General features: G+C 68.0%; 18 protein-coding genes and 2 tRNA genes. 11 read left to right on the top strand and 9 right to left on the bottom strand.

The genetic code is table 11. From position 1 onward, the window contains the following. Positions 1-101 precede the first annotated feature (101 nt). The 3 genes from BKH20_RS04375 to BKH20_RS04385 form a co-directional block, all read right to left on the bottom strand. Positions 102-1,205 (bottom strand): LCP family protein, encoded by a 1,104-nt coding sequence (locus BKH20_RS04375; RefSeq protein ID WP_075390081.1) that lies wholly within the window; start codon positions 1,203-1,205, stop codon positions 102-104. A gap of 157 nt (positions 1,206-1,362) precedes the next feature. Further along, on the bottom strand, positions 1,363-2,325 hold the full coding sequence (locus BKH20_RS04380; protein ID WP_075390082.1) for an LPXTG cell wall anchor domain-containing protein: 963 nt from the start codon (positions 2,323-2,325) through the stop codon (positions 1,363-1,365). A 208-nt stretch (positions 2,326-2,533) separates the two neighbouring features. Next, positions 2,534-4,717 carry a M13 family metallopeptidase gene (locus BKH20_RS04385; RefSeq protein WP_075390083.1) on the bottom strand — a complete coding sequence of 728 codons (2,184 nt, stop codon included), beginning with the start codon at positions 4,715-4,717 and terminating at the stop codon, positions 2,534-2,536. Between the two features lie 98 nt (positions 4,718-4,815). Here BKH20_RS04385 and BKH20_RS04390 point away from each other — a divergent pair, with 98 nt between their 5' ends. The 3 genes from BKH20_RS04390 to BKH20_RS04400 are packed head-to-tail and all read left to right on the top strand — an operon-like array spanning position 4,816 to position 7,665. Next, entirely contained in the window at positions 4,816-5,322 is a 507-nt protein-coding gene (locus BKH20_RS04390; RefSeq protein WP_075390084.1) for a ribose-5-phosphate isomerase, read from the top strand. Between the two features lie 2 nt (positions 5,323-5,324). Then, positions 5,325-6,326, top strand: a complete 1,002-nt coding sequence (locus BKH20_RS04395) for an Fpg/Nei family DNA glycosylase (protein ID WP_075390085.1) — start codon at positions 5,325-5,327, stop codon at positions 6,324-6,326. Between the two features lie 40 nt (positions 6,327-6,366). Next, positions 6,367-7,665, top strand: a complete 1,299-nt coding sequence (locus tag BKH20_RS04400) for an alpha/beta fold hydrolase (protein WP_075390086.1) — start codon at positions 6,367-6,369, stop codon at positions 7,663-7,665. A gap of 74 nt (positions 7,666-7,739) precedes the next feature. On the opposite strand, the gene epsC is transcribed toward BKH20_RS04400, so the two are convergent. The 3 genes from epsC to BKH20_RS04415 form a co-directional block, all read right to left on the bottom strand. Further along, a complete protein-coding gene (gene epsC / locus BKH20_RS04405; protein ID WP_070659045.1) occupies positions 7,740-8,315 on the bottom strand; it encodes a serine O-acetyltransferase EpsC in 576 nt (191 codons plus the stop codon). 126 nt (positions 8,316-8,441) lie between these two features. Next, the gene (gene cysK, locus BKH20_RS04410) at positions 8,442-9,371 is read right to left on the bottom strand and encodes a cysteine synthase A (RefSeq protein ID WP_075390087.1); all 930 of its coding nucleotides are present in this window, start codon (positions 9,369-9,371) and stop codon (positions 8,442-8,444) included. A gap of 561 nt (positions 9,372-9,932) precedes the next feature. Next, positions 9,933-10,721 (bottom strand): IMPACT family protein, encoded by a 789-nt coding sequence (locus BKH20_RS04415; RefSeq protein WP_075390088.1) that lies wholly within the window; start codon positions 10,719-10,721, stop codon positions 9,933-9,935. A 155-nt stretch (positions 10,722-10,876) separates the two neighbouring features. Between BKH20_RS04415 and rpmF the strand changes: the two genes are divergently transcribed. The 4 genes from rpmF to tig all read left to right on the top strand — a co-directional run bounded on the left by rpmF (position 10,877) and on the right by tig (position 12,913). Further along, the gene (rpmF, locus tag BKH20_RS04420; protein WP_065362189.1) at positions 10,877-11,041 is read left to right on the top strand and encodes a 50S ribosomal protein L32; all 165 of its coding nucleotides are present in this window, start codon (positions 10,877-10,879) and stop codon (positions 11,039-11,041) included. Between the two features lie 34 nt (positions 11,042-11,075). Further along, positions 11,076-11,146: transfer RNA gene (locus BKH20_RS04425), tRNA-Gly, on the top strand. Between the two features lie 48 nt (positions 11,147-11,194). After that, positions 11,195-11,268 (top strand) — tRNA-Pro (locus tag BKH20_RS04430). 280 nt (positions 11,269-11,548) lie between these two features. Continuing rightward, positions 11,549-12,913, top strand: coding sequence for a trigger factor (gene tig, locus BKH20_RS04435; protein ID WP_075390089.1), 1,365 nt, complete (start codon positions 11,549-11,551; stop codon positions 12,911-12,913). Positions 12,914-13,088: 175 nt separating this feature from the next. On the opposite strand, the gene BKH20_RS04440 is transcribed toward tig, so the two are convergent. Beyond that, positions 13,089-14,222 (bottom strand): glycosyltransferase family 2 protein, encoded by a 1,134-nt coding sequence (locus BKH20_RS04440; RefSeq protein ID WP_075390090.1) that lies wholly within the window; start codon positions 14,220-14,222, stop codon positions 13,089-13,091. Positions 14,223-14,799: 577 nt separating this feature from the next. Beyond that, positions 14,800-15,168: a cupin domain-containing protein gene (locus BKH20_RS04445; RefSeq protein WP_070659050.1), complete on the bottom strand. Its 369-nt coding sequence runs from the start codon at positions 15,166-15,168 to the stop codon at positions 14,800-14,802. A gap of 327 nt (positions 15,169-15,495) precedes the next feature. Between BKH20_RS04445 and BKH20_RS04455 the strand changes: the two genes are divergently transcribed. The 4 genes from BKH20_RS04455 (at position 15,496) to BKH20_RS04470 (ending at position 18,695) form a co-directional block, all read left to right on the top strand. Beyond that, a complete protein-coding gene (locus BKH20_RS04455; protein WP_003786603.1) occupies positions 15,496-16,134 on the top strand; it encodes an ATP-dependent Clp protease proteolytic subunit in 639 nt (212 codons plus the stop codon). Position 16,135: 1 nt separating this feature from the next. Next, positions 16,136-16,810 (top strand): ATP-dependent Clp protease proteolytic subunit, encoded by a 675-nt coding sequence (locus BKH20_RS04460; protein ID WP_075390092.1) that lies wholly within the window; start codon positions 16,136-16,138, stop codon positions 16,808-16,810. 254 nt (positions 16,811-17,064) lie between these two features. After that, on the top strand, positions 17,065-18,366 hold the full coding sequence (gene clpX / locus BKH20_RS04465) for an ATP-dependent Clp protease ATP-binding subunit ClpX (RefSeq protein WP_070659092.1): 1,302 nt from the start codon (positions 17,065-17,067) through the stop codon (positions 18,364-18,366). Further along, entirely contained in the window at positions 18,363-18,695 is a 333-nt protein-coding gene (locus tag BKH20_RS04470; protein WP_075390093.1) for a chorismate mutase, read from the top strand. The genes clpX and BKH20_RS04470 overlap by 4 nt, the downstream gene beginning before the upstream one ends. A gap of 128 nt (positions 18,696-18,823) precedes the next feature. Here BKH20_RS04470 and BKH20_RS04475 read toward each other — a convergent pair whose 3' ends face one another. Further along, complete coding sequence (locus BKH20_RS04475) at positions 18,824-20,725, bottom strand: AMP-dependent synthetase/ligase (protein WP_075390094.1); 1,902 nt, start codon at positions 20,723-20,725, stop codon at positions 18,824-18,826. Positions 20,726-20,760: the final 35 nt, after the last annotated feature.

A 20,760-nucleotide genomic window follows, 5' to 3' on the forward strand; every position in this document is an offset into this window, starting at 1 on the left:
GTGCAGGTGTCCTCTCTCACGTGAAAAAATGGGGTGTTGAGCGAGGACGGCGACGAAAGGCTGATACGGCGGGGAAGGCTCGCAGTCTCGAAGGTTAGCGACTAGGAGCCTGCTGGCCGACAGGTTTTGGGGCTGTACCCATAGCGGGCCAGCAGGTCACGCGACTCCTGGTTGGGTGAGACGATGATCGACTCGTCCCGAGGTCCTGTCGGAAGGTCGACGATGGTCGTGGCTCCGGCCCGCCCGGCTTTCGAGGCACTGCGTCCCAGTGCGGCCAGGTCGCTGAGCCCGGTACCTGAGTCCAGGGTGATGTTCCCGGCCACGGTGTGTGCCAGCTGATGGAGTGAGACGGGGTTACTGGCCTTCTGCCCGATGGCGGACAGCACGGCCTGCATGACGGTGGCCGTGGACTGGCTGCGGCGTTGGGCGCCATCGGCCTGGCTCATGGCCACCCATCTGCCGTCGCGCAGGATCTCCGGATGCCGTGAGCGGACGAGGGCCAGGGCGTCGATCCCGCTGAGCCGGTGGTGGCCGGCGGAGGTGAGGTTCAGCCCGGTGTAGGCGTCCCGAACCGGCTCGGGGACGTCCACCTCGATGCCTCCCAAGGAGTCGATGATGGTGGCGAACTGAGCCATGTCGATGGTCACCAGATGCGAGGTGGGGATTCCCAGGCCCGTGCACAGGGCGTTGACCGTGTTCTGCGGTCCCGGGACGTAGGTGGTGGCCAGGCGGTCCAGTTCCCTTCCCTTGCTGTTGATGGTCAGGTCCCGGGGCAGGTTGATGACGGTGAGTCCCTCCTGGGAGGGGCGTACCAGGGCGATGACGTCGGCGCGGGAGCCCTCCACCTCCTGAGTGGTTCCGTAGCGGTTCTGGTCTCCCGGCACGGTGGCGCGCGAGTCGGTCCCCAGGATCAGCCAAGTCTCGCCCGCCGTCGGGGAGGACGTGGAGGGCATGGCGATATCGACGCGCGCGGGGCGATGAACCAGGACGGCCACATCGGTTCCTAGTGCCAGAGCGGTCGTCATGACCGCGGCGCTCAGGCCGACGACGATTCTGCGTCGCCTCGACCAGCGCTTGATGCTTGTGCCTGTCCGACGTCGACGACCTCGCTGAGGCGGAGGGGAAGCGGCGTCGGGGAAGTCCCCGGTGGCGTCCGAGGCCTCCGAGGGGGCTGCGCTGTGCTCGTCGTGGGAGGTGGAGTCCATGGTCTCAGTGTCCGCTTCGGGGCAGTGCTGTGCCGTCAGGCGCGAACGTGCGCGCCGCATGAGGGCTGCGGGATGGGACAAGGCCGCCGGGGAGACGGCACGCGGTGGTGCTGTCTCCCCGGCGGGACATGTTCCCAGTCAGACTGGAAGGAGGCGATCAGGCCTTGCGGCGACGCACGACGAGGACGCCGCCACCGATGGCCACGAGGGCCGCGGCGATGCCGCCGAAGAGCAGGCCGTTGGCACCGGTCTTGGCCAGGGGCTTGCCCGAGGTGGGGGCCGCCGGGGTGGCGTTGGTGCTGGCCGGGACGTTCACGCTGCCGTTGTTGGCGGGAGCGGTCGGGTTGGCGGTGGCGCCACCGTTGTCGCCGATGCCGTTGTCACCGTCAGCCACAAGGCTGAGGGAGCCACCCTTGATCACGACGGTCTTGTTGGAGCTGCCGCCCTCGCCGTAGCGGGCGCCCTCGATGGTCAGCGTGTACTCGCCGTCAGGCACGTCCGAGGGGGCCGGCAGCTCACCCGTGACATTGCCGTTGGCGTCAGCCTTCAGCTTGCCGACGGTGTAGGTCTTGGAGGGGTCGTTCTTGCTGACCAGGGTGAGGGTGACCTCCTCGTTGGGGGAGAAGCCCTTGACGTTCACCGTGATCTTCTGAGCGCCGTTCTGGTCGGTGGTGACCTCGTAGGTACCCTCCACCTTGGTGTCGTCGAAGGCGATGGCCTCCTGAACCTGGCCCTTCGCCTCGCCGTAGGCGACGCAGCCGGCTCCGATGGACCAGCCGTCGGCCGAGCCGTCCGTCTTGGCCTCAACACCGGTGGACTTGACCAGCTCGGGGATGTTCAGGGCGGTGGACCAGTTGCCCTCGGCGTCGGGGGTGGCCGTCACGACGGTGGACATATCACCCTTAGGGCTGTAGAGGGCGATACCGACTGCCGCGTCCTTGCCGGTGCAGCCGGTTCCCGACACCGTGAAGGCGGGGTCCGAGGGGCTGACGATGTTCTGCTGGTCCTCGGCGAACTTGAAGGCGAGAGAGTTGTCAGCCAGCGCGGGGGAGGCGGCGAGGGAGGCGCCGATGGCAGCGGTCATCACGCTTGCGGCGGCCAGGGGGCGTCCGAGACGCATGAGTACTCCTAGATAGATATGAGGGGGATGGGTGGCAACCGGTGAGTCGGGGTATCACCGCGTTGCGCCCACCTTAGCGCTCCCCGGGGCGAGGTTCCACGATTTTTTGTAGATGAGGTATCGACCTCAGTGGTGGGTAGTTGTGGATTCGTCTAACTGGGGCAACGAGTTTTGGTTGCTTGAGCTTGATTCCGAGCATCCGGGCCATTTACCAAATGGAGACCCGTTCGTTGGGATCCAGCCACAAGGCGTCGTTGGGATCCACCTCAAAGGCCTGGTAGAAGGCATCCACGTTGCGCACTATTCCGTTACAACGGAACTCCGCCGGCGAGTGCGGGTCGACGGTCAGGAGCAGCTCGGCGTAGTCCGGGCGGCTCTTGGAGCGCCAGATCCGCGCCCAGGAGTAGAAGAAGCGCTGCAGGCCGGTGAGCCCGTCGATGACAGGAGCCTCATCCAGTGAGGGGATGCCGGAGTCGGCCAGGGCCAGGGAGTAGGCCTTGAGGGCGATGCCCAGACCACCCAGGTCGCCGATGTTCTCCCCGATGGTCAAAGCGCCGTTGACGTGCGGGATCTCCGCCTGCGCCGTGCCCGCGTCCCGGTGCTTGGCGACGACGACCTCGGGCGTGTAGGCGTCGTACTGGTTGATGAGCGCGCTCGTGCGCTCGGTGAAGGCCTCCCGGTCCTCCTGGGTCCACCAGTCGCTGACCTTTCCGGTGCCGTCGAAGGTGGAGCCCTGGTCGTCGAAGCCGTGGCCGATCTCGTGACCGATGACGGCGCCGATGCCCGCGTAGTTCACGGCGTCGTCGGCCTGCGGGTCGAAGAAGGGGGGCTGAAGGATCGCCGCGGGGAAGACGATCTCGTTCATGGTGGGGTTGTAGTAGGCGTTGACCGTCTGGGGGGTCATGTGCCACTCGTCGTGGTCCACTGGCTTGGTCAGCTTGTTCAGCGAGTAGGCCATATCGGCCCGCTCCACGCTGCGCACCGAGGCCAGCACGTCCCCGGGGACGACCTCCACGGCCGAGTAGTCGCGCCAGCGCACCGGGTAGCCGATCTTGGGGGTGAACAGCGCCAGCTTCTCCAGGGCCCGTTCCCGCGTGGCCGGACTCATCCACTCCAGCGAGGAGATGGACTGGTGGTAGGCCTCAATGAGCCGCCCCACCAGGGCCTCCATCGCCGACTTGTGCGACGGCGGGAAGTGCCGCTCCACGTAGATCTCGCCCAGTGCCTCGCCCAGGCAGGACTCCACCAGGCCGACGCCGCGCTTCCAGCGGGGCCGCAGCTCGTCGGTCCCCTGGAGCGTGCGGCCGTAGAAGTCGAAGTTCTCCTCCACGAAGGCGCCTGACAGCAGGGTGGCGCGTCCGTGAACGACGTGCCAGGCGGCCCAGGCCTTGAGGTCCTCCAGGTCGGTCTGTCGCCAGATGCCTGCCGCGTGGGGGAGGTAGTCGGGCTGGGTGACGATGGCCTCCTCGAGGAAGGTGGTCTGCTCGATGCCGGCGGTCCGGGCCGCCGCGCGGATCCCCTCGCGCCACTCGTGCCAGGGCAGGCCCGGGGCCGAGTCCACGATCTGCCGCCAGGACATCGGGTTGTTCATCTTCTCCACGTCACGGCAGGTGACGCGGTCCCAGTGCCCCTTGGCCAGGGCGGTCTCCACGGCCATGATCCGCTCGGCCAGCTCCTCACCCGGGGCGCCGAAGGTCTCCGTCAGGCCCGCCAGAGCCAGCATCCTGGCCACGTGCTCCACATAGGCCTGGCGCAGCGGGGCCTGAGCCTCCTCGCGGTAGTAGGACTCGTCCGGCAGCCCCAGCCCTGACTGGCCTATCCAGCTCGTGTAGCGCTCCGGGTCGTTGATGTCCACCTCGACATCGGCACCGACCACTCCCATGAAGCCGACGGGCGTCATCTCTCCCAGTGCTCGGCCCAGATCCTCCTTGGAGGAGGCGCCCAGCACCGGCGCCAGCTCCTCAGCCAGTGGCTCGGCCCCCAGCTCCTCCAGGCGGGACTCGTCCATGAAGGCCTCGTAGAGGGCGCCGACTCGGCCCCGGTTGGTGGCCAGGATCTCTGAGACCTCCTCGGGTGCCACGGAGGAGAGCTGCTCGGCGAGCTCCTCAACGATCTGGCGGCAGGCGGCCTCGGCCTCGTCACGCAACGTCGTGAAGGCTCCGGTGCTGGGACGGTCCGCCGGGATCTCGGCGGTCGCGAGCCACTGGCCGTTGACGGATCGGAACAGGTCGTCCTGGGGGCGCACGGAGGTGTCGGTGTGCGCCGTCTCCAGCACGCCGGCAAGGACCGCGTCGACGGTGGGGCCGGGGGAACCCTCCGGCTGAGAGCGGCGGGCCGGTGAGTCCGATGCAGGGCCGGTGGAAGTCGGTGAGGTCGCGCAGGCGTCAGTCATAGCGGACACGCTAACCCGCTCCGCTACTCTCAGGTGCTCTGACAGCGCCCGTTGCCTCATGGTGCAAAGCGCTGTTCGCGTGAGGCACAATTCTGCCCATGCGCATCCATATCGCCTCCGACCACGCCGGTTTCGAGCTCAAGAGCGCCGTGATCGAGCACTTGAGGGAGCAGGGGCACGCCGTCGTCGACCACGGAGCCCACTCCTACGACCCGGATGACGACTACCCCGCCTTCTGTCTGGCCTGCGGGGAGGCCGTCGTGGCCGACGCCGGGAGCCTGGGCATTGTTCTCGGGGGCAGTGGAAACGGGGAACAGATCGCCGCCAACAAGGTTGACGGGGTGCGCGCCGCCCTGGCCTGGTCGATCGAGACCGCCCGACTTGCCCGCCAGCACAACAACGCCAACGTCGTCGCCCTGGGTGGCCGTATGCATGATCTGGGGGCGGGCCTGGCCATCATCGATGCCTTCCTCACCGAGCCCTTCAGCGGCGATGAGCGCCACGTGCGTCGCATCGCCCAGCTCGCCGACTACGAGAGCCGCGTTCATGACGCCGCCGCTCCAGCGGCTGATCCCACCGACGACTCCACCTCCACCGGGGTTTGAGCATGCCGGAGGGGCACACCATCCACCGGCTCGCCGCCGCCCTTGACGAGCTCTACGGTGGCCAGAGCCTGCGCGTGTGCTCACCGCAGGGGCGTTTCGCCGACGGGGCGAGCCGTCTGGACGGCCAGGTCCTCCTGGGTAGCCAGGCCCACGGCAAGCACCTCTTCCTGCCCTTCGGCCCCCGCGCCGACATGTCCCTCGACGACGCCTCCGTCACCTGGCTGCGGATCCACCTGGGTCTCTACGGGGCGTGGACCTTCGACGGCGACCGTGAGTTCACGGCGCCCCACGCCATCGGAGCGCCGCGTCGGCGCGTCGGGGAGCGCGGCGAGCACGCCCTCAAGGGCGGGGGAGGATCGGCCCTGAGCGGACTGAACGGTGGGAGCCTCGAACCCGGGGACCAGGGCGCTGGCGCGCACGGGCCCGCCCCCGAGGAGTGGGAGCCGCCCGAGCCGCGCGGTGCGGTGCGGCTTCGGCTGCTCGGCGAGCACGGGGTGGCCGACCTGACCGGACCGGCGGCCTGCGAGCTGCTGGACGCTGAGGGCGTGGCCACCGTGCGCCGTCGCCTCGGCCCGGACCCGCTGCGCGCCGACTCCGACGTGGAGGCCTTCGTGGCCAAGGCGCGCTCGCGGCGCAAGAGCATCGGGGAGCTCCTCATGGACCAGGCCGTCATCTCCGGGGCCGGCAACATCTACCGGGCTGAGACGCTCTTCCGGGTCGGGGTCTCGCCCTTCCAGGCGGGCAACCGCATCAGCCAGGAGCGGCTGCGGGCCATCTGGGAGGACCTGCGCCCCCTCATGGAGTACGGGGTGGCCACCGGCTTCATCACCACCGTCGACCTCGACGACGTCCCCGACCCCCTGCCGCCCCACGACCCTGAGGCCGGCCGGTGGTACGTCTACCACCGCACCGGCCGTCCCTGCCTTCGCTGTGGGACCCCGGTGGCCGAGCGGGAGGTAGCGTCCCGCCGGCTCTTCTGGTGCCCGACCTGCCAGGCCCGCTGAAACCGGCTGGAGTCCCGCCGATCACCATTAAGGTGGCGGCATGTCGAACGCCTCGCCCGCCCTGCACTCCTCGAGCTGGTCCTCCTCGACTGCCGGGCTGCTGACCCGCGACCACCACCTGACCGTTCCCCTGGACCGCAGCGGGCAGGGAGACTCAGCCTCCGACGGGACGGAGTCCATCACCGTCTACGCCCGTGAGATCTCAGTCGCCGGCATCGACCCGCTCTCCAGGCCCCCGCTGGTCTTCCTCCAGGGCGGGCCGGGCTGCGAGGCGCCGCGCCCCAGCGCCGACTCCGGGCTCGGCTGGATCGGTGCGATCCTGGAGCACCACCGACTCATCCTTGTCGACCAGCGCGGCACCGGCGCCTCCAGCCCGGTGGACCGGCCCGATGCCGCCGGCGCTCCCGCGGACACCGCCCGGCTGCTCACTCACCTGCGCGCCGACGAGATCGTCGATGACTGTGAGGACCTGCGCCGCGCCCTGGGCCTGGAGCGCTGGAGCCTGCTGGGCCAGTCCTTCGGAGGGTTCTGCGTCACCCGGTACCTCTCCGAGCACGCCCAGAGCCTGGAGAAGGTCTACATCACCGGTGGCCTGCCCGCCGTCGGGCACAGCATTGACGAGGTCTACGCCCTCAGCTACGAGGCGATGCGCCTCAAGAGCGAGGAGTACTACGCCCGCTTCCCCCAGGACCGCGACCGCATGGCGTCCCTGGCCGAGAAGGCCGGTCGGGGTGAGCTGAGGACGGCAGGAGGGGACCTCGTCGGACCTGAGCGCCTGCGCTCGCTCGGTGCCCTGCTGGGCGGGGCCGGGGGAGCGGACACGATCCACTACCTCCTGGAGCGCGACCCCGACTCCTGGGCCTTCCGCTACGACCTGGGGCAGTGCCTGCCCTTCGGCGGCAGGTTCCCGCTCTACGCGGTCATCCACGAGTCCTGCTGGGCCGACACCGGCACCACCGACTGGGCCGCCCAGCGGGTGCGCCCCGCGGTCTTCGACGACGATCCCACCCTGCTGACAGGTGAGCACGTGCGCCGTGAGGTCTTCGTCGAGGACACCGGTCTGCGCCCCTGGCTGGAGGTGGCCGACCTCCTGGCCGCGCACGAGTGGCCGGCGCTCTACGACCCGGCCCGCCTCAGGTCCACGACGACTCCCGGTGCGGCCGCCGTCTACGCCCGCGACGTGTTCGTGCCGATGACCACCTCCCTGGAGACGGCCGCGCTCATCCCCGGCCTGCGCACCTGGATCACCAGCGAGTACGAGCACGACGGCTCACGCGCCTCCGGCGGCCGGGTCTTCAAGCGCCTGCGCGACCTGGCCGCCGGAGTGATCGCCCGCTGACCGCGTGCGCGGGTGGCTTCATCGGGCGACGTGAGGTGGTCCGTGAGGCGCTCGCTGGGATGCCGTGAGACGGCTCAGATATAGATGGTCGGGTCCATCATGAGCTCGGGGTCGGTGCGGGGGTCGCGGGCCCGGCTGGGCACGCCCACGGCGACATGACCCTGCGGGAGGTTCTTCACCAGGACCGCGTTGGCCCCCACCTTGGCCCCGTCCTCGACAGTGACCGGTCCCAGGACCTTGGCGCCGGCTCCGATCTGCACGTTGTTGCCGATGGTGGGGTGACGCTTGCCCGGACTCATCGACACCCCGCCCAGAGTCACTCCGTGAAACAGCAGGACGTCGTCGCCGACCTCCGCGGTCTCACCGATGACCACGCCCATGCCGTGGTCGATGAAGAAGCGCTCACCGATCTTCGCGGCCGGGTGGATCTCGATACCGGTGAAGTTGCGGGCCGCCTGAGACAGGGCGCGCGCCGCGAAGCGGTGCCCCTTGTGCCACAGCTTGTGAGCCGCCCGGTGCGCCCACAGGGCGTGGACACCCGGGTAGAGGAGGGCCACCTCCAAGCTGGAGCGGGCGGCGGGGTCGCGTCTGCGCGCCGTGGCCAGGTCCTCACGGGCCAGATCCAGAAGAGACCGTTTGGAGTTGTGCATGGTGTGCTCCTCTGATGGGTGACGGTGCGGCCCAGGTCGGCATGTGAGCCTTCACCTCACCCGCTGCGCCGGTGACAACACCGACGGCGGCTCGCCTGTTCCCAGGTTCGCCGCCGTCGGGGAGTGTCAGTCGAGGAAGTCCTTGAACAAAGGCGTGGACAGGTAGCGCTCACCGGTGTCGGGCAGGACGGTGACGATGGTCTTGCCCTCAAACTCAGGGCGCCTGGCCAGCTCGCTGGCGGCGGCCAGAGCGGCGCCCGAGGAGATCCCCACCAGGAGGCCCTCCTCGGCCGCGGTGCGACGCGCGTAGGTGATGGCGACGTCGGACTCGATGTGGAGCAGCTCGTCCCAGATGCCCTGGTCGAGAATCTCAGGAACGACGTTGGGACCCAGGCCCTGGATCTTGTGGGGGGCGGCCTGGCCCTCACTCAGCAGCGGGGACTCGGAGGGCTCGACGCCGTAGATCCGCACCCCGGGCTTCTCCTGACGCAGTACCTGGCCCACGCCGGTCAGCGTGCCCCCGGTGCCGATACCGGCCACGAAGACGTCGATGTCGCCCCCGGTCTGCTCCAGGATCTCCCGGGCCGTCGTCTCGCGATGGATCTTGGGGTTGGCGGGGTTGGTGAACTGGGAGGCGAGGATCGAGTTGGGGGTGGCGGCCTGGATCTCCTCGGCCCGCTTGACCGCTCCGGCCACGCCGCCCTCGGTGGTCAGCACCAGCTGCGCACCGAAGGCGCGCATGATCGCCCGGCGCTCCTTGGACATCGTCTCGGGCATGGTGATGATGACCTTGTAGCCCAGGGCCGCTCCCACCATGGCCAGGCCGACTCCGGTGTTCCCGGAGGTCGCCTCCACGATGGTGCCGCCGGGCTTGAGGTCACCGGAGGCCTCCGCGGCGCGCACGATGGACAGGGCGATGCGGTCCTTGACCGAGGCGGCCGGCTCGAAGGCCTCCACCTTGGCCAGGACGGTGGCGGGGGCGCCGTCGGTGACGCGGTTGATGCGGACCAGGGGAGTGTTGCCGACCAGGGCGGTTGCGTCGGGTGCGTACGTCATAGTGATGTCCTTCGGATGTGGGTTGGGTGAGCTCTGTGGTGACGGCGACCGGCGGAGCCGCGTGATGTGGCGACGTCGGGCCCGCAAGAGCTCGTGAAAGAAAAGTGAAGTGGGGACGGTCCGCGTCCGTCAGGGGTGGCCACGTCGTAGGGAGTGGCTCAAACAGCAGGGGTGACCGCCTGCTTCGGGAGCGCCGGGCATGCGCGCAGCGGTACGCGCACAGATGTCGTGGCCTGGCGCTCTATCGACACCGGCAGCAGCACATGGGCGCAATGGGCATGGAGGCCACGGAGGACATGGCGGACACGGTGCACATGACGGCCTTAACCATCATGGGTCCTCCTCTGTTCCTCATGGCGACTGAAATGCGCCTGCCCGGGCGTGAACTGCTTATCAGCTCATCTGGGGCGTGGTGCCCGCTGCTGGTGAAACCCTACCCCGCCTCCGACGGTGATCGCCACATCCGTCCGGCATCTGTTCGCATCGTGGTCGCGAACGCGGCTGATCCCGTGCGTGTCGGGTGGCCGCCGCGCCGGAGGGTCACAATGCTGGCCTCGGGTATCAGGCCGAAAGCGCAGGGATCTCAACCAGTCGGCTGCCGGCGGGCTCGGCCACCCCCTCGCCCCGAGTCAGGGCTGCCAGTGGGGCGTGCAGGAGCTCAGGGTCGGCGCAGGACGTGGCCAGCACGAGGACGGCGTGGGTCGGCCCCCAGATCGTCTCCTCGACGTGAATGATCGGGGCGGCGGCGACCGCGCCGCCCTCCGCGGTCGGCCCCGATGTCGCGGTGGGATTGCGGGAGCGCAGCTCCGCCTCGATCCTGCCTGCCTGAGCCACCGGAACGCGCAGGTCCCACAGATGAAGCCGGGTCAGGGTGACACGCGTGGCCGCCTGAAGCGCCTGAGCGGTCGCCTCGGAGTAGGCGCGTACCAGTCCGCCGGTTCCCAGCAGCGTTCCGCCGAAGTAGCGGGTGACGACGACGGTCGTGTTGGCCAGCCCCGTTCCCCGCAGCACGTCGAGCATGGGCTGGCCGGCCGTACCGGAGGGCTCGCCGTCGTCGTTGGAGCGCTCGGTGGGTGGGGGAGGGGCGGCCAGGGTGTGCTCCTCGGAGAGGTCGGTGAGCGTCAGCGCCGAGCAGTGGTGACGCGCGTCGGGGTAGGTGGAGCGCACGCTCGCGATGAAGCTGCGGGCCTCGTCCATGGAGTCCGTGCGGCAGGCGCGTGCCAGGAAGTGGGACTTCCTGATCTCCAGGTCGATCTCGGGCTGCTCGCCGTGGGTCAGCGTGATGAGCCCGGGGGATCCGTGCTCCTGGGACGGCTGGTGCGATGGTGTGCGAGGGGCGTGCGAGGCCATGGCGGGATCCTCGCACGGGGCAGGTGCGGGACCGATGTCACACGCCTTGAGGCGGTCTTGGACTGGAAGCAGTCCCGGCGATGTCGTTATGGTGTCCCTCGGTCCAGTTTCGAGGGGTCGTCCGATCCCCAGGTTCATGAGAGAGGAGCGGGCCCATGGCAGTGCCGAAGCGGAAGATGTCCCGCAGCAACACCCGCAACCGCCGCTCACAGTGGAAGGCCAAGCTCACCGAGCTCACCACCATCCGCGTCCAGGGCCGCGAGATCTCCGTGCCTCGCCGTCTGGCGCGGGCCTACAAGGAAGGCCTCATCGAGCAGTGAGGCCGCTGGTGGAGGGGTGAAACCCTTCATCCACGCGGGTGTAGCTCAATGGTAGAGCCTCTGCCTTCCAAGCAGATTGCGCGGGTTCGATTCCCGTCACCCGCTCTGTGAGCCGAAAGGGGCCGCTCCTCGGCGGTCCCTTTCGTCACGTCACGGGCTGTGGCGCAGTTTGGTAGCGCACCTGCTTTGGGAGCAGGGGGCCGCGGGTTCAAATCCCGCCAGCCCGACTCCTCGTCCTGTGGGCGCGACCCACGAGCAGGCCGCATCAGGAGCGCGTCAACGCCGGATGCGTGGCCCGTGAATATGCCGGTGCGTCCGATAGCGATGACGCACCCTGTACGGCGCCTCCTCCTGTGTCCAGGCTCATGTGCCAGGGACGGACGCAGCGTCGATCCCACTGTCCGTTTGCCCTAAGATGGCACGGATTGACGCCACAGACGCGCGTCCGCCGAGCGCCTTCGAGCGCGTCGGTGTTACCGCAGAACTCAGACCTTGGGAGCAACCCCCGTGAAGACCACTGTCGAGAATCTTGACCCCAGTCGCATCAAGCTGACCGTTGAGGTCCCCTATGAGGAGCTCAAGCCCAGCCTGGATGCCGCCTACAAGGAGATCGGCTCCCAGATCCAGGTCCCCGGCTTCCGTCGCGGTCACGTCCCCAACCGGGTCATCGACCAGCGCGTCGGCCGCGGGGCCGCCATTCAGGAGGCCGTCAACAACAAGCTCTCCGACTTCTACCGGGACGCCATCACCGAGGCCGAGCGGGTCCCCATGCTCCAGCCCGAGGTTGACGTCGTCGAGCTGCCCAACGCCACCGGAGAGAACGGCGGTCAGCTGGCCTTCACCGCTGAGGTCACTGTTCGCCCCGTTATCGAGCTGCCGGACCTGAGCAAGGCCAAGCTGACCGTGGGCGCCGTCGAGGTCACCGATGAGGACGTCGACACCGAGCTGGACAACCTGCGTGCCCGCTTCGGCTCCCTGAAGTCCGTGGGCCGCAAGGCCAAGACCGGTGACTTCGTCACCATCGACCTCAAGGCCGTCATCGACGGCGAGGAGGTCGACTCCATCTCCGGCGTCTCCTACGAGATCGGCAAGGGCAACATGCTCAAGGGCCTGGACACCGCCCTGCGCGGTCTGAAGACCGACGAGTCCGCCACCTTCACCACCGAGCTGGCCGGCGGGGAGCACGCCGGTGAGCAGGCCGAGGTCACGGTGACCGCCACTGCCGTCAAGCAGCGTGAGCTGCCCACGGTCGATGACGAGTTCGCCCAGATCGCCTCCGAGTTCGACACCGTCGAGGAGCTGCGCGAGGACCTCGTCAAGCAGGTCACCGAGCGCAAGACCGGTGAGCAGGCCGTCGCCGCCCGCGACGCCCTTCTCGAGCACCTGCGCGGCGAGGTCTCCTTCGATGTCCCCGAGGCCGTCGTCGAGGCCGAGGTCGCCCAGCACCTGCAGGCCGAGGGCAAGGACGGCGACGAGGAGCACGCCAAGGAGATCCGCGAGGACATCGTCGCCGGTGTGCGCGACCAGATCATCCTCGATGTCCTGGCCGAGGACCTCAAGGTCGGTGTGGCGCAGGACGAGCTGCTGGAGTTCCTCTTCCAGACCGCTCAGCAGTACGGCATGGAGCCCGCCCAGTTCCTCCAGGGCGCTCAGCAGGCCGGCCAGATCCCCGCCTTCGTCTCCGAGGTCGCCCGTAACAAGTCGCTGGCCATGGCGCTGCGTCAGGTCGCGGTGGTTGATTCCAAGGGTGAGACCGTGGACCTGTCCGCCTTCATCGGTTCCGACGAGGACGCCGCCGCCGCGGCAGCTCAGGCCGCAGCCGTTGCCGCTGAGCAGGACACCGACTCCGCTGAGGACGAGGACGCCGAGTGAGCTCACGGCCGCTGAGGCGCAATGAGCTGACATAGGCTCCCGCCCGCGCAAGCGGGATGCCCCGCGTCAGGCAAGCGGGCCCACCTTCCAGGAGAAGGTGGGCCCGCTGTGCTGTGCGGGAGTCCGCTGGGACGGGAGCGCCCGCGTTGGCCGGACGACGCGTCCCGGTCGAGGATCAGCCCGCTGTGACAAGCTCCTTGCGCTTGGGACGAATGACCCCGAAGTTACGCTCAGGAATGGCCATCTTGAAATAGTAGGCGACACCGATGGGAACTACGATGAGACTGACGAAGAGGCAGTAGAAGGGTTGGAAGATCAGCCACTTGTTGCCGTGGTCCCAGTGAAGCCACACGATAGCGGCGTAGTAGATGAACAGTGCCAGCAGAAGTGTCCATCCGGGATTCACGACGGCTATCCACCTGAGCACGAACATGCTGATAACCACAATGCCGCTGTACAGCCACAAGAATGGGTGCTGGAAGACGAATCTGAAGTTGATGATGAAAAGTCTGAAGGAACCGCCGCTCCAGGCGATCCGCTGGCGCCACCAGGAGTAGAGGGTGTCGGGTGCGTTGGTGTTGACGTGGGCAAGAATGTGAACGGCTTTGTAGCCCAGCGCGTCTCCGATAATCCCGGACTCGATGTCATTGCCCTGGAAGAACAGCGAGTGGCGGGCCATGATCTGGCGCATGACGTCGGTCTTGCCAATGTGAAGGGCGCCGCTGAGCAGCCACGGCATGATTCTGCGGGCTCGCATTGAGACCACGTACTCGTGGCGCTGCATCTGGACGATGAAGGGGCCCTTCTTCTGGGGCACGATGGTGACCGAGGCGAAGTCGGCCTTGTTGGCCACCAGGGCGCCGATGATGTGGGTCAGTGGCTCCTGCGCCGTGGTGTCGGCGTCTAAGCAGACGATGTAGGAGTTGAGGGGGGCGGCCAGCAGCGCGTCGCGGACAACCGTGTCCCGGGTGATTCCCGAGGTGCTGCGCTTGCGACCCACCTTGCGCGGGACGTAGTTGCTGCGGAAGATTCTGAACCCGTAGCGAATGGCGATGTCCTCAAGGTCGCGGTAGAACTCCTGGGACTCACCCGAGGTGGTGCACAGGACTACTCGATCTCCATAAGGGTGCAGGTAATCCGCGTTCTGCAAGTACTTGACATTGCCGTAGATCGGTACCAGGACGCTGAAGTCGTCTGAGGTGATGCTCGGATTCAGCTCCACGGCTTTATACCACTTTGAGGTAATGCCGGCCCAGATATCAATTCCGATCCAGAACAGGATTCCCACCAGCAGGGTAATGACGATCATGCGGAGGTCCTCTCTGGTTCATGGAGTTGTGCGAGCGTGCTGAACACGGGTGGCCCCTTACTGGGTGGTGCGGCAGGCGGGAAAGACGTGCTGTTCGAGCGGGGACGGAGTTATTGAACCGTAAAAGGATGTGGCCGGCTGACGGTGGTGAGAAGCTCGGGCTGGAGGGCTTTGGTGTCGTCAGGCAGGCGGGCACTCCAATGTTATCGGTTGGATAAAATCGATGGTGCCACGCCGTCCTCGTCGATGCCACGGTGTGGGGAGCGGGTCACGTCAAGATCTCGGGCGCCCACAATCTAATCCGTGGAAGGTTTAGGTTTCCTACAAGGGGGCGTGAGTTGGCTTACCGAGGCTTCATGCCTTGGGATTCGAGTGAGCCGCAACACCGCGCCCGATACCTCAGGTGACGTCTGGTCGCCCGGGTTCTGCTGCGTACGTGGAGGAGGCGCTTGGTTTAGTGGAACTCACAAGGAAGTGGGGTGAGGGCGAAGGCCTCAGCGCTTCGCGCCCCACCCCACGCGGTGGTGGTCGTCCGCCGGCCGGCTGCCGACAGGTGTCGGTTGCCCGTTGCCCGGGGCTACTTCTCGTTCGCCGCCCTGGCCTTGTCGACGTCGACCATGACCAGCTGCATGCGGCACGGCGTCACGGCCGTCAGTGCGTGACGGTCGCCGGGTGCCAGGTAGATGACGTCCCCGGCGCCCATCCTCTCGGTGCGCTCGCCGATGGAGAAGTCCATCTCGCCCTCCAGGAGCGTGACGATCACTGCCCGGGGGGAGGAGTGCTCGGTGAGGACCTGGCCGGCGTCGAAGGTGAAGACGACCGTGCGCAGGATGTCGTTGTTGACGACGACCCGTGAGGTGGTCGCCTCCTCGGAGATGGGGAGGGCGGCGTTGAGGCCGAGCCGGAACAGGGACTCGGTGGAGGGGGTGCTGGATGAGGGGGACATGTGTTCTCCTGTGGTTCCTATGGTGTTGGTGGTGAGGGCTGTGAAGATTACGGGGCTGCAAGGGCCGGGCCGACCGTGCCAAGAGGCGTGGGTACGTCGAGCGCCGGATGGTGCCGTCAGGGCAGACAGTACTGGCGATGAGGTCGGTGGGGTGCGATCTGCCGGGGCGCTGAGCGTCGAGGAAGGTGTCGTGATTGCGAGGATGCTCGACGTAGGCCACGGCTCTGGTCGTCGCACCTGCGCCGTGGGCGAAAAGGGTGCGACGGCGGGCATGGTGGCCGGGGGCATCGCGTTAGCGTTGGCGACACCGACCATGAGAGGACTGACGTGAGCGAGCTCTATACACCCGCTGCGGTCGCCCCTCCCCAGGCAGCCGACGCAGCAGGCGCGGGTCTGGGGTTGACCGACTCCATCTACAACCGCCTCCTCAAGGAGCGCATCATCTGGCTCGGCTCCGAGGTGCGTGACGACAACGCCAACGCCATCTGCGCCCAGATGCTGCTGCTGGCCGCCGAGGATCCCGAGCGGGACATCTACCTCTACATCAACAGCCCCGGCGGCTCGGTGACCGCTGGCATGGCCATCTACGACACCATGCAGTACGTCCAGCCCGATGTCGCCACCGTGGCCACGGGCCTGGCCGCCTCCATGGGGCAGCACCTGCTGTCGGCCGGCGCCAAGGGCAAGCGCTACCTCACGCCTCACGCCCGCGTGCTCATGCACCAGCCCTCCGGCGGCGCAGGGGGCTCGGCCACCGACATCCGTATCAACGCCGACCTCATCATCAAGATGAAGCAGGAGCTCGCGGAGATCACCGCGGCCAACACCGGACACACCGTGGAGGAGATCATCGCCGACTCCGACCGCGACCACTGGTTCTCGGCCCAGGAGGCCCTGGAGTACGGATTCGTCGATCACATCGTGCGCTCCAGTCGGGAGATCGGCAAGCAGAACGGAGACAACTGACATGTCCTCGACCCGTCCCTACTTCGAGGCCGTCGCCCGCCAGGCCGGTGCCATGCCGCAGGCCCGCTACGTGCTGCCCCAGTTCGAGGAGCGCACCGCCTACGGCTTCAAGCGTCAGGACCCCTACGCCAAGCTCTTCGAGGACCGCATCGTCTTCATGGGCGTCCAGGTCGACGACGCCTCCGCCGACGACATCATGGCCCAGCTCCTGGTCCTGGAGTCCCAGGACCCCGACGGCCTCATCACCATGTACGTCAACAGCCCCGGCGGATCCTTCACGGCGCTGACGGCCATCTACGACACCATGCAGTACATCAAGCCGCAGGTGCAGACCGTCTGCCTGGGGCAGGCGGCCTCCGCCGCAGCCGTGCTCCTGGCCGCCGGTAGCGAGGGCAAGCGCCTGGCCCTGCCCAATGCGCGCGTCCTCATCCACCAGCCCGCCATGGAGGGGATGCAGGGGCAGGCCAGCGACATCGAGATCGTCGCCAACGAGATCGACCGCATGCGCTCCTGGCTGGAGGACACCCTGGCCGCGCACACCGGCCAGGATCGCGAGAAGATCCACGCCGACCTCGAGCGCGACAAGATTCTCACGGCCGCAGCCGCCAAGGAGTACGGGATCGTGGACCAGGTGCTCACTTCTCGCAAGGCGCCGGCCTCCCCGCACTCCTCCTGAGGAGACGCTGGGATGCCGACCGGGTCGCCGACGCCGTGCTGACGCTGCGTGCAGTGCTCCTTCCAGCAACCGGCTGGAGCACTGCACGTGCAGCCGGTGGAAATCAGACCCGCAAACGCTGGCAGCATGGTGCACAACGTGGCATATTGCGGACTGGACACGCCGCCATGCCCTCGGCGCACCTGCCGTCTCAGCCCGTAGGCTGACGCAGGACCGCCCGGGCTCGGGGGCCGATGACGAACCTGGAGGAAACTGTGGCACGTAACGCCGAGAGTGTGGATCTGCTGAAGTGCTCCTTCTGCGGCAAGAGCCAGAAGCAGGTCAAGAAGCTCATCGCCGGGCCCGGTGTCTACATCTGTGACGAGTGCATCGAGCTGTGCAACGAGATCGTCGACGAGGAGCTGAGCGACTCCGGTGCCGGCGTACCTCTTGAGCTGCCCAAGCCCCAGGAGATCTTCGACTTCCTCAACCAGTACGTCATCGGTCAGGAGGCCGCCAAGCGCGCCATGAGCGTGGCGGTCTACAACCACTACAAGCGTGTCCAGGTCAAGGAGCGCTCCGTGGCCGAGGGGGACGGCCTGGAGCTGGGCAAGTCCAACATCCTCCTGCTGGGGCCCACCGGAACCGGTAAGACTCACCTGGCCCGAACCCTGGCTCGCCTCCTCGACGTCCCCTTCGCCATCGTCGACGCCACGGCGCTGACCGAGGCGGGATACGTCGGCGAGGACGTGGAGAACATCCTTCTCAAGCTCATCCAGGCCGCCGACGGCGACGTCAAGCGCGCTGAGAAGGGCATCATCTACATCGATGAGATCGACAAGATCGGCCGCAAGGCGGAGAACCCCTCAATCACCCGTGACGTCTCGGGTGAGGGCGTGCAGCAGGCACTGCTCAAGATCATCGAGGGGACAACGGCCTCCGTGCCGCCCGGCGGCGGGCGCAAGCACCCGCACCAGGAGTTCCTGGAGATCGACACCACCAATATTCTCTTCATCGCCGCAGGCGCCTTCGCCGGTATCGAGGAGATCGTGCGCCAGCGTCAGCGCAAGGAGTCCGGAGCCCAGATGGTGGGTTTCGGGGCGCAGCTGACCGGCAGCACGGGGGCGAAGGACGTCTTCACCTCACCGGTGCGCCCCGAGGACCTTCACAAGTTCGGTCTGATCCCCGAGTTCATCGGCCGCCTGCCCGTCATCGCCACGGTCCAGGACCTGGGGGTGCGCGAGCTCGTGCGCGTCATGACCGAGCCCAAGAACGCCCTGGTCTCCCAGTACCAGTACCTCTTCAGTCTCGACGGCGTCGAGCTCGAGCTGACCGACGCGGCCATCGAGGCGGTGGCCTCCCTCGCCCTGGAGCGCAAGACCGGAGCCCGGGGGCTGACCTCCATCGTCGAGGAGGTCCTGGGACAGGCCATGTTCGAGGTTCCCTCGCTGCCTGAGGTCGGGCGCGTCGTTGTCGACGCCGATGCCGTCAGGGGCACCGGGAAGCCCCGCTATCAGTCCGGGTCGGGCACGCTGCGCTCGACGAACAAGGTGGGGGAGCGGAGCCGGACCGCATGAGCGAGGGGCAGGCGGGAATTCCCCCGCAGCTGGCCGTTTACCGGGACACCATCGACAACCTCGACGCCGCCCTCGTCCATCTCCTGGCAGAGCGCTTCCGCTGCACCCAGCAGGTGGGCCTGCTCAAGGCCAGGCTGGACCTGCCGCCGGCCGACCCAGGGCGCGAGCGGCAGCAGGTGGCGCGTCTGCGGGCACTGGCCGAGGAGTCCGGCCTGGACCCGGTCTTCGCCGAGAAGTTCTTCGCCTTCATCGTCGCCGAGGTCATCCAGCACCACGAGGAGATCCGCGACGACCACGAGGCCGAGCGGGCCAAGCAGACCGAGCCGTAGGAACCACCGGAGGCATACGGTCAGGTGAGCTCTCGGTGACTCGCAGCGACACGAGCCGTTGAGGCGAGCCAGAAGGATGGTCCCGGAGCAGCCGGCGGGCCGAGCCCGGTGGGCTCTCGCGGCGGCCTTCAGTCCTGCGACGGCGAGACAGTGGCGTTGGGGACGAGTGGCGTGCGCGTGTAGAGAGCCTCGATCTCGGCCGAGAAACGCCTCTCCGCCTCAGCGCGGCGCACCTTGAGCGAGGGGGTCAGCAGGCCGTTGGCCACGGTGAAGTCCGTGGGCAGCACCTCGAAGGTACGGATCGACTCCGCCCGTGAGACCGCTTCATTGGCCCGGGCCACGGCCCGCTCCAGGGCGGCGCGCACCCGCGGGTCCCGGGCGGCGTCGACGACCGTCATCTCCTCCAGCCCGTGGGCGGACAGCCACAGCGGCAGCATCTCGGCATCCAGGGTGAGGAGCGCACCGATGCAGGGGCGGTTCTCACCGACGACGAGCACCTGGCTGACCAACGGATGACCCCGCAGGCGGTCCTCCAGAGGGGCGGGGGCGACGTTCTTGCCTCCGGCGGTGACGATGAGCTCCTTCTTACGCCCGGTGATCCTCAGGAAGCCCTCAGCGCCCTCGAAGGAGCCGATGTCCCCGGTGCGCAGCCAGCCGTCGGCGGTGAAGGCCTCGGCCGTGGCCTCGGGGTTGTTGTGGTAGCCGGTGAAGGTGCCGATGCCCCGGACCAGGATCTCCCCGTCGTCGTCCAAACGGAGCGAGCAGCCGGGCAGCGGGGTGCCGACGGTCCCGATCCGGGTGGCCCGGGGCAGGTTGACGCTGCACGGCCCCATGGTCTCGGTCAGACCGTAGCCCTCCAGGACGGTGACTCCGGCACCGCGGAAGAAGTGCCCCAGGCGCTCGCCCAGAGGCCCGCCCCCGGAGATCACGTGGGTGACCTGCCCGCCCAGCACGGAGCGCAGGGTGGAGAAGACGAGCTTGTCGAAGGCGGCGCGCTGAGCCTTGAGGCGGCGCGACGGGCCCTGCGGGGTGTCCAGGGCGCGTGAGTAGGCGATCGCGGTCTTGGCCGCCAGGCGGAAGACCTTCTGCTTGGCACCGGTCGCCTTGGCATCCGCGGCATTGTAGATCTTCTCGAAGACGCGGGGGACGGCCAGGACCGCCGTGGGCCGGAAGGAACCCAGGTCGTTGAGGAGATTCCGCACGTCGGGCACGTGCCCCAGCACGCCCGCGCGCGAGCAGACGACCGCGATCTCCATGAACCGGCCGAGCACGTGGGCCAGGGGCAGGAACAGCAGGAAACGGACCTCGGCCCCGCCCAGGACCTCGGGCACGTGCGGGCAGACGTTGACGCACAGGTGCACGAGGTTGCCGTGGCTGAGCTCGACGCCCTTGGGACGGCCGGTGGTGCCGGAGGTGTAGACGATGGTGGCCAGGGACTGTGAGGTCAGGGCCGCGCTGCGCCGGTCAAGCTCGCCGGCGTCCATGCCTCGACCTGCCCTGATGAGCCCCAGGACGTCCTCGCGCTCGACGCACATCACCTGCAGACTCTCCAGCTCGGGCACGGTGGAGGCCAGTGCACCCACCATGGAGGCCATGGCCTCGTTCTCCACGACGATGAGCTTCACACTGGCGTCGGTGAGGATCCACTGGGCCTGCTCGGCCGAGGAGGTCTCATAGACGGGGACGACGACGAGGCCCGCCTCCCAGGCGGCGAAGTCCAGAAGCGTCCACTCGTACGACGTGTGCGACATGATGCCGACGGCATCTCCGGGCTGAAGTCCTCGGGCCACCAGGCCCGCGGCCACCTCACGCACCTGGGTGCGGAAGGCGCTGGCGCTCATCTCCCGCCAGCGCCGCCCCAAGGGGGACTTGCGAGCGATGAGCCCGCCGTCGGGATTGCGGCGCACACGCTCGGCCAGCGCCCAGGGCGTCGTCATGCCGTTGTGAACCGGGACCAGGAGCTCGGTGACGTGCTCCTCTAACGAGGCGGAGGGGCCGGAGTCGGCCGGTCGGGCGGAGGCGTCGGTCATGGTGGCAAGTATGCCCGCCCGAGGCCGCCGGCGAC

Source organism: Actinomyces oris, assembly GCF_001937445.1.
Classification (GTDB): Bacteria; Actinomycetota; Actinomycetes; order Actinomycetales; family Actinomycetaceae; genus Actinomyces; species Actinomyces acetigenes.

Excerpts from the sequence above, each read along its gene's own strand:
- BKH20_RS04375 (WP_075390081.1), bottom strand. The coding sequence starts at position 1,205 with ATGGACTCCACCTCCCACGACGAGCACAGCGCAGCCCCCTCGGAGGCC.
- BKH20_RS04380 (WP_075390082.1), bottom strand. The coding sequence starts at position 2,325 with ATGCGTCTCGGACGCCCCCTGGCCGCCGCAAGCGTGATGACCGCTGCC.
- BKH20_RS04385 (WP_075390083.1), bottom strand. The coding sequence starts at position 4,717 with ATGACTGACGCCTGCGCGACCTCACCGACTTCCACCGGCCCTGCATCG.
- BKH20_RS04390 (WP_075390084.1), top strand. The coding sequence starts at position 4,816 with ATGCGCATCCATATCGCCTCCGACCACGCCGGTTTCGAGCTCAAGAGC.
- BKH20_RS04395 (WP_075390085.1), top strand. The coding sequence starts at position 5,325 with ATGCCGGAGGGGCACACCATCCACCGGCTCGCCGCCGCCCTTGACGAG.
- BKH20_RS04400 (WP_075390086.1), top strand. The coding sequence starts at position 6,367 with ATGTCGAACGCCTCGCCCGCCCTGCACTCCTCGAGCTGGTCCTCCTCG.
- epsC (WP_070659045.1), bottom strand. The coding sequence starts at position 8,315 with ATGCACAACTCCAAACGGTCTCTTCTGGATCTGGCCCGTGAGGACCTG.
- cysK (WP_075390087.1), bottom strand. The coding sequence starts at position 9,371 with ATGACGTACGCACCCGACGCAACCGCCCTGGTCGGCAACACTCCCCTG.
- BKH20_RS04415 (WP_075390088.1), bottom strand. The coding sequence starts at position 10,721 with ATGGCCTCGCACGCCCCTCGCACACCATCGCACCAGCCGTCCCAGGAG.
- rpmF (WP_065362189.1), top strand. The coding sequence starts at position 10,877 with ATGGCAGTGCCGAAGCGGAAGATGTCCCGCAGCAACACCCGCAACCGC.
- BKH20_RS04440 (WP_075390090.1), bottom strand. The coding sequence starts at position 14,222 with ATGATCGTCATTACCCTGCTGGTGGGAATCCTGTTCTGGATCGGAATT.
- BKH20_RS04445 (WP_070659050.1), bottom strand. The coding sequence starts at position 15,168 with ATGTCCCCCTCATCCAGCACCCCCTCCACCGAGTCCCTGTTCCGGCTC.
- BKH20_RS04460 (WP_075390092.1), top strand. The coding sequence starts at position 16,136 with ATGTCCTCGACCCGTCCCTACTTCGAGGCCGTCGCCCGCCAGGCCGGT.
- BKH20_RS04470 (WP_075390093.1), top strand. The coding sequence starts at position 18,363 with ATGAGCGAGGGGCAGGCGGGAATTCCCCCGCAGCTGGCCGTTTACCGG.
- BKH20_RS04475 (WP_075390094.1), bottom strand. The coding sequence starts at position 20,725 with ATGACCGACGCCTCCGCCCGACCGGCCGACTCCGGCCCCTCCGCCTCG.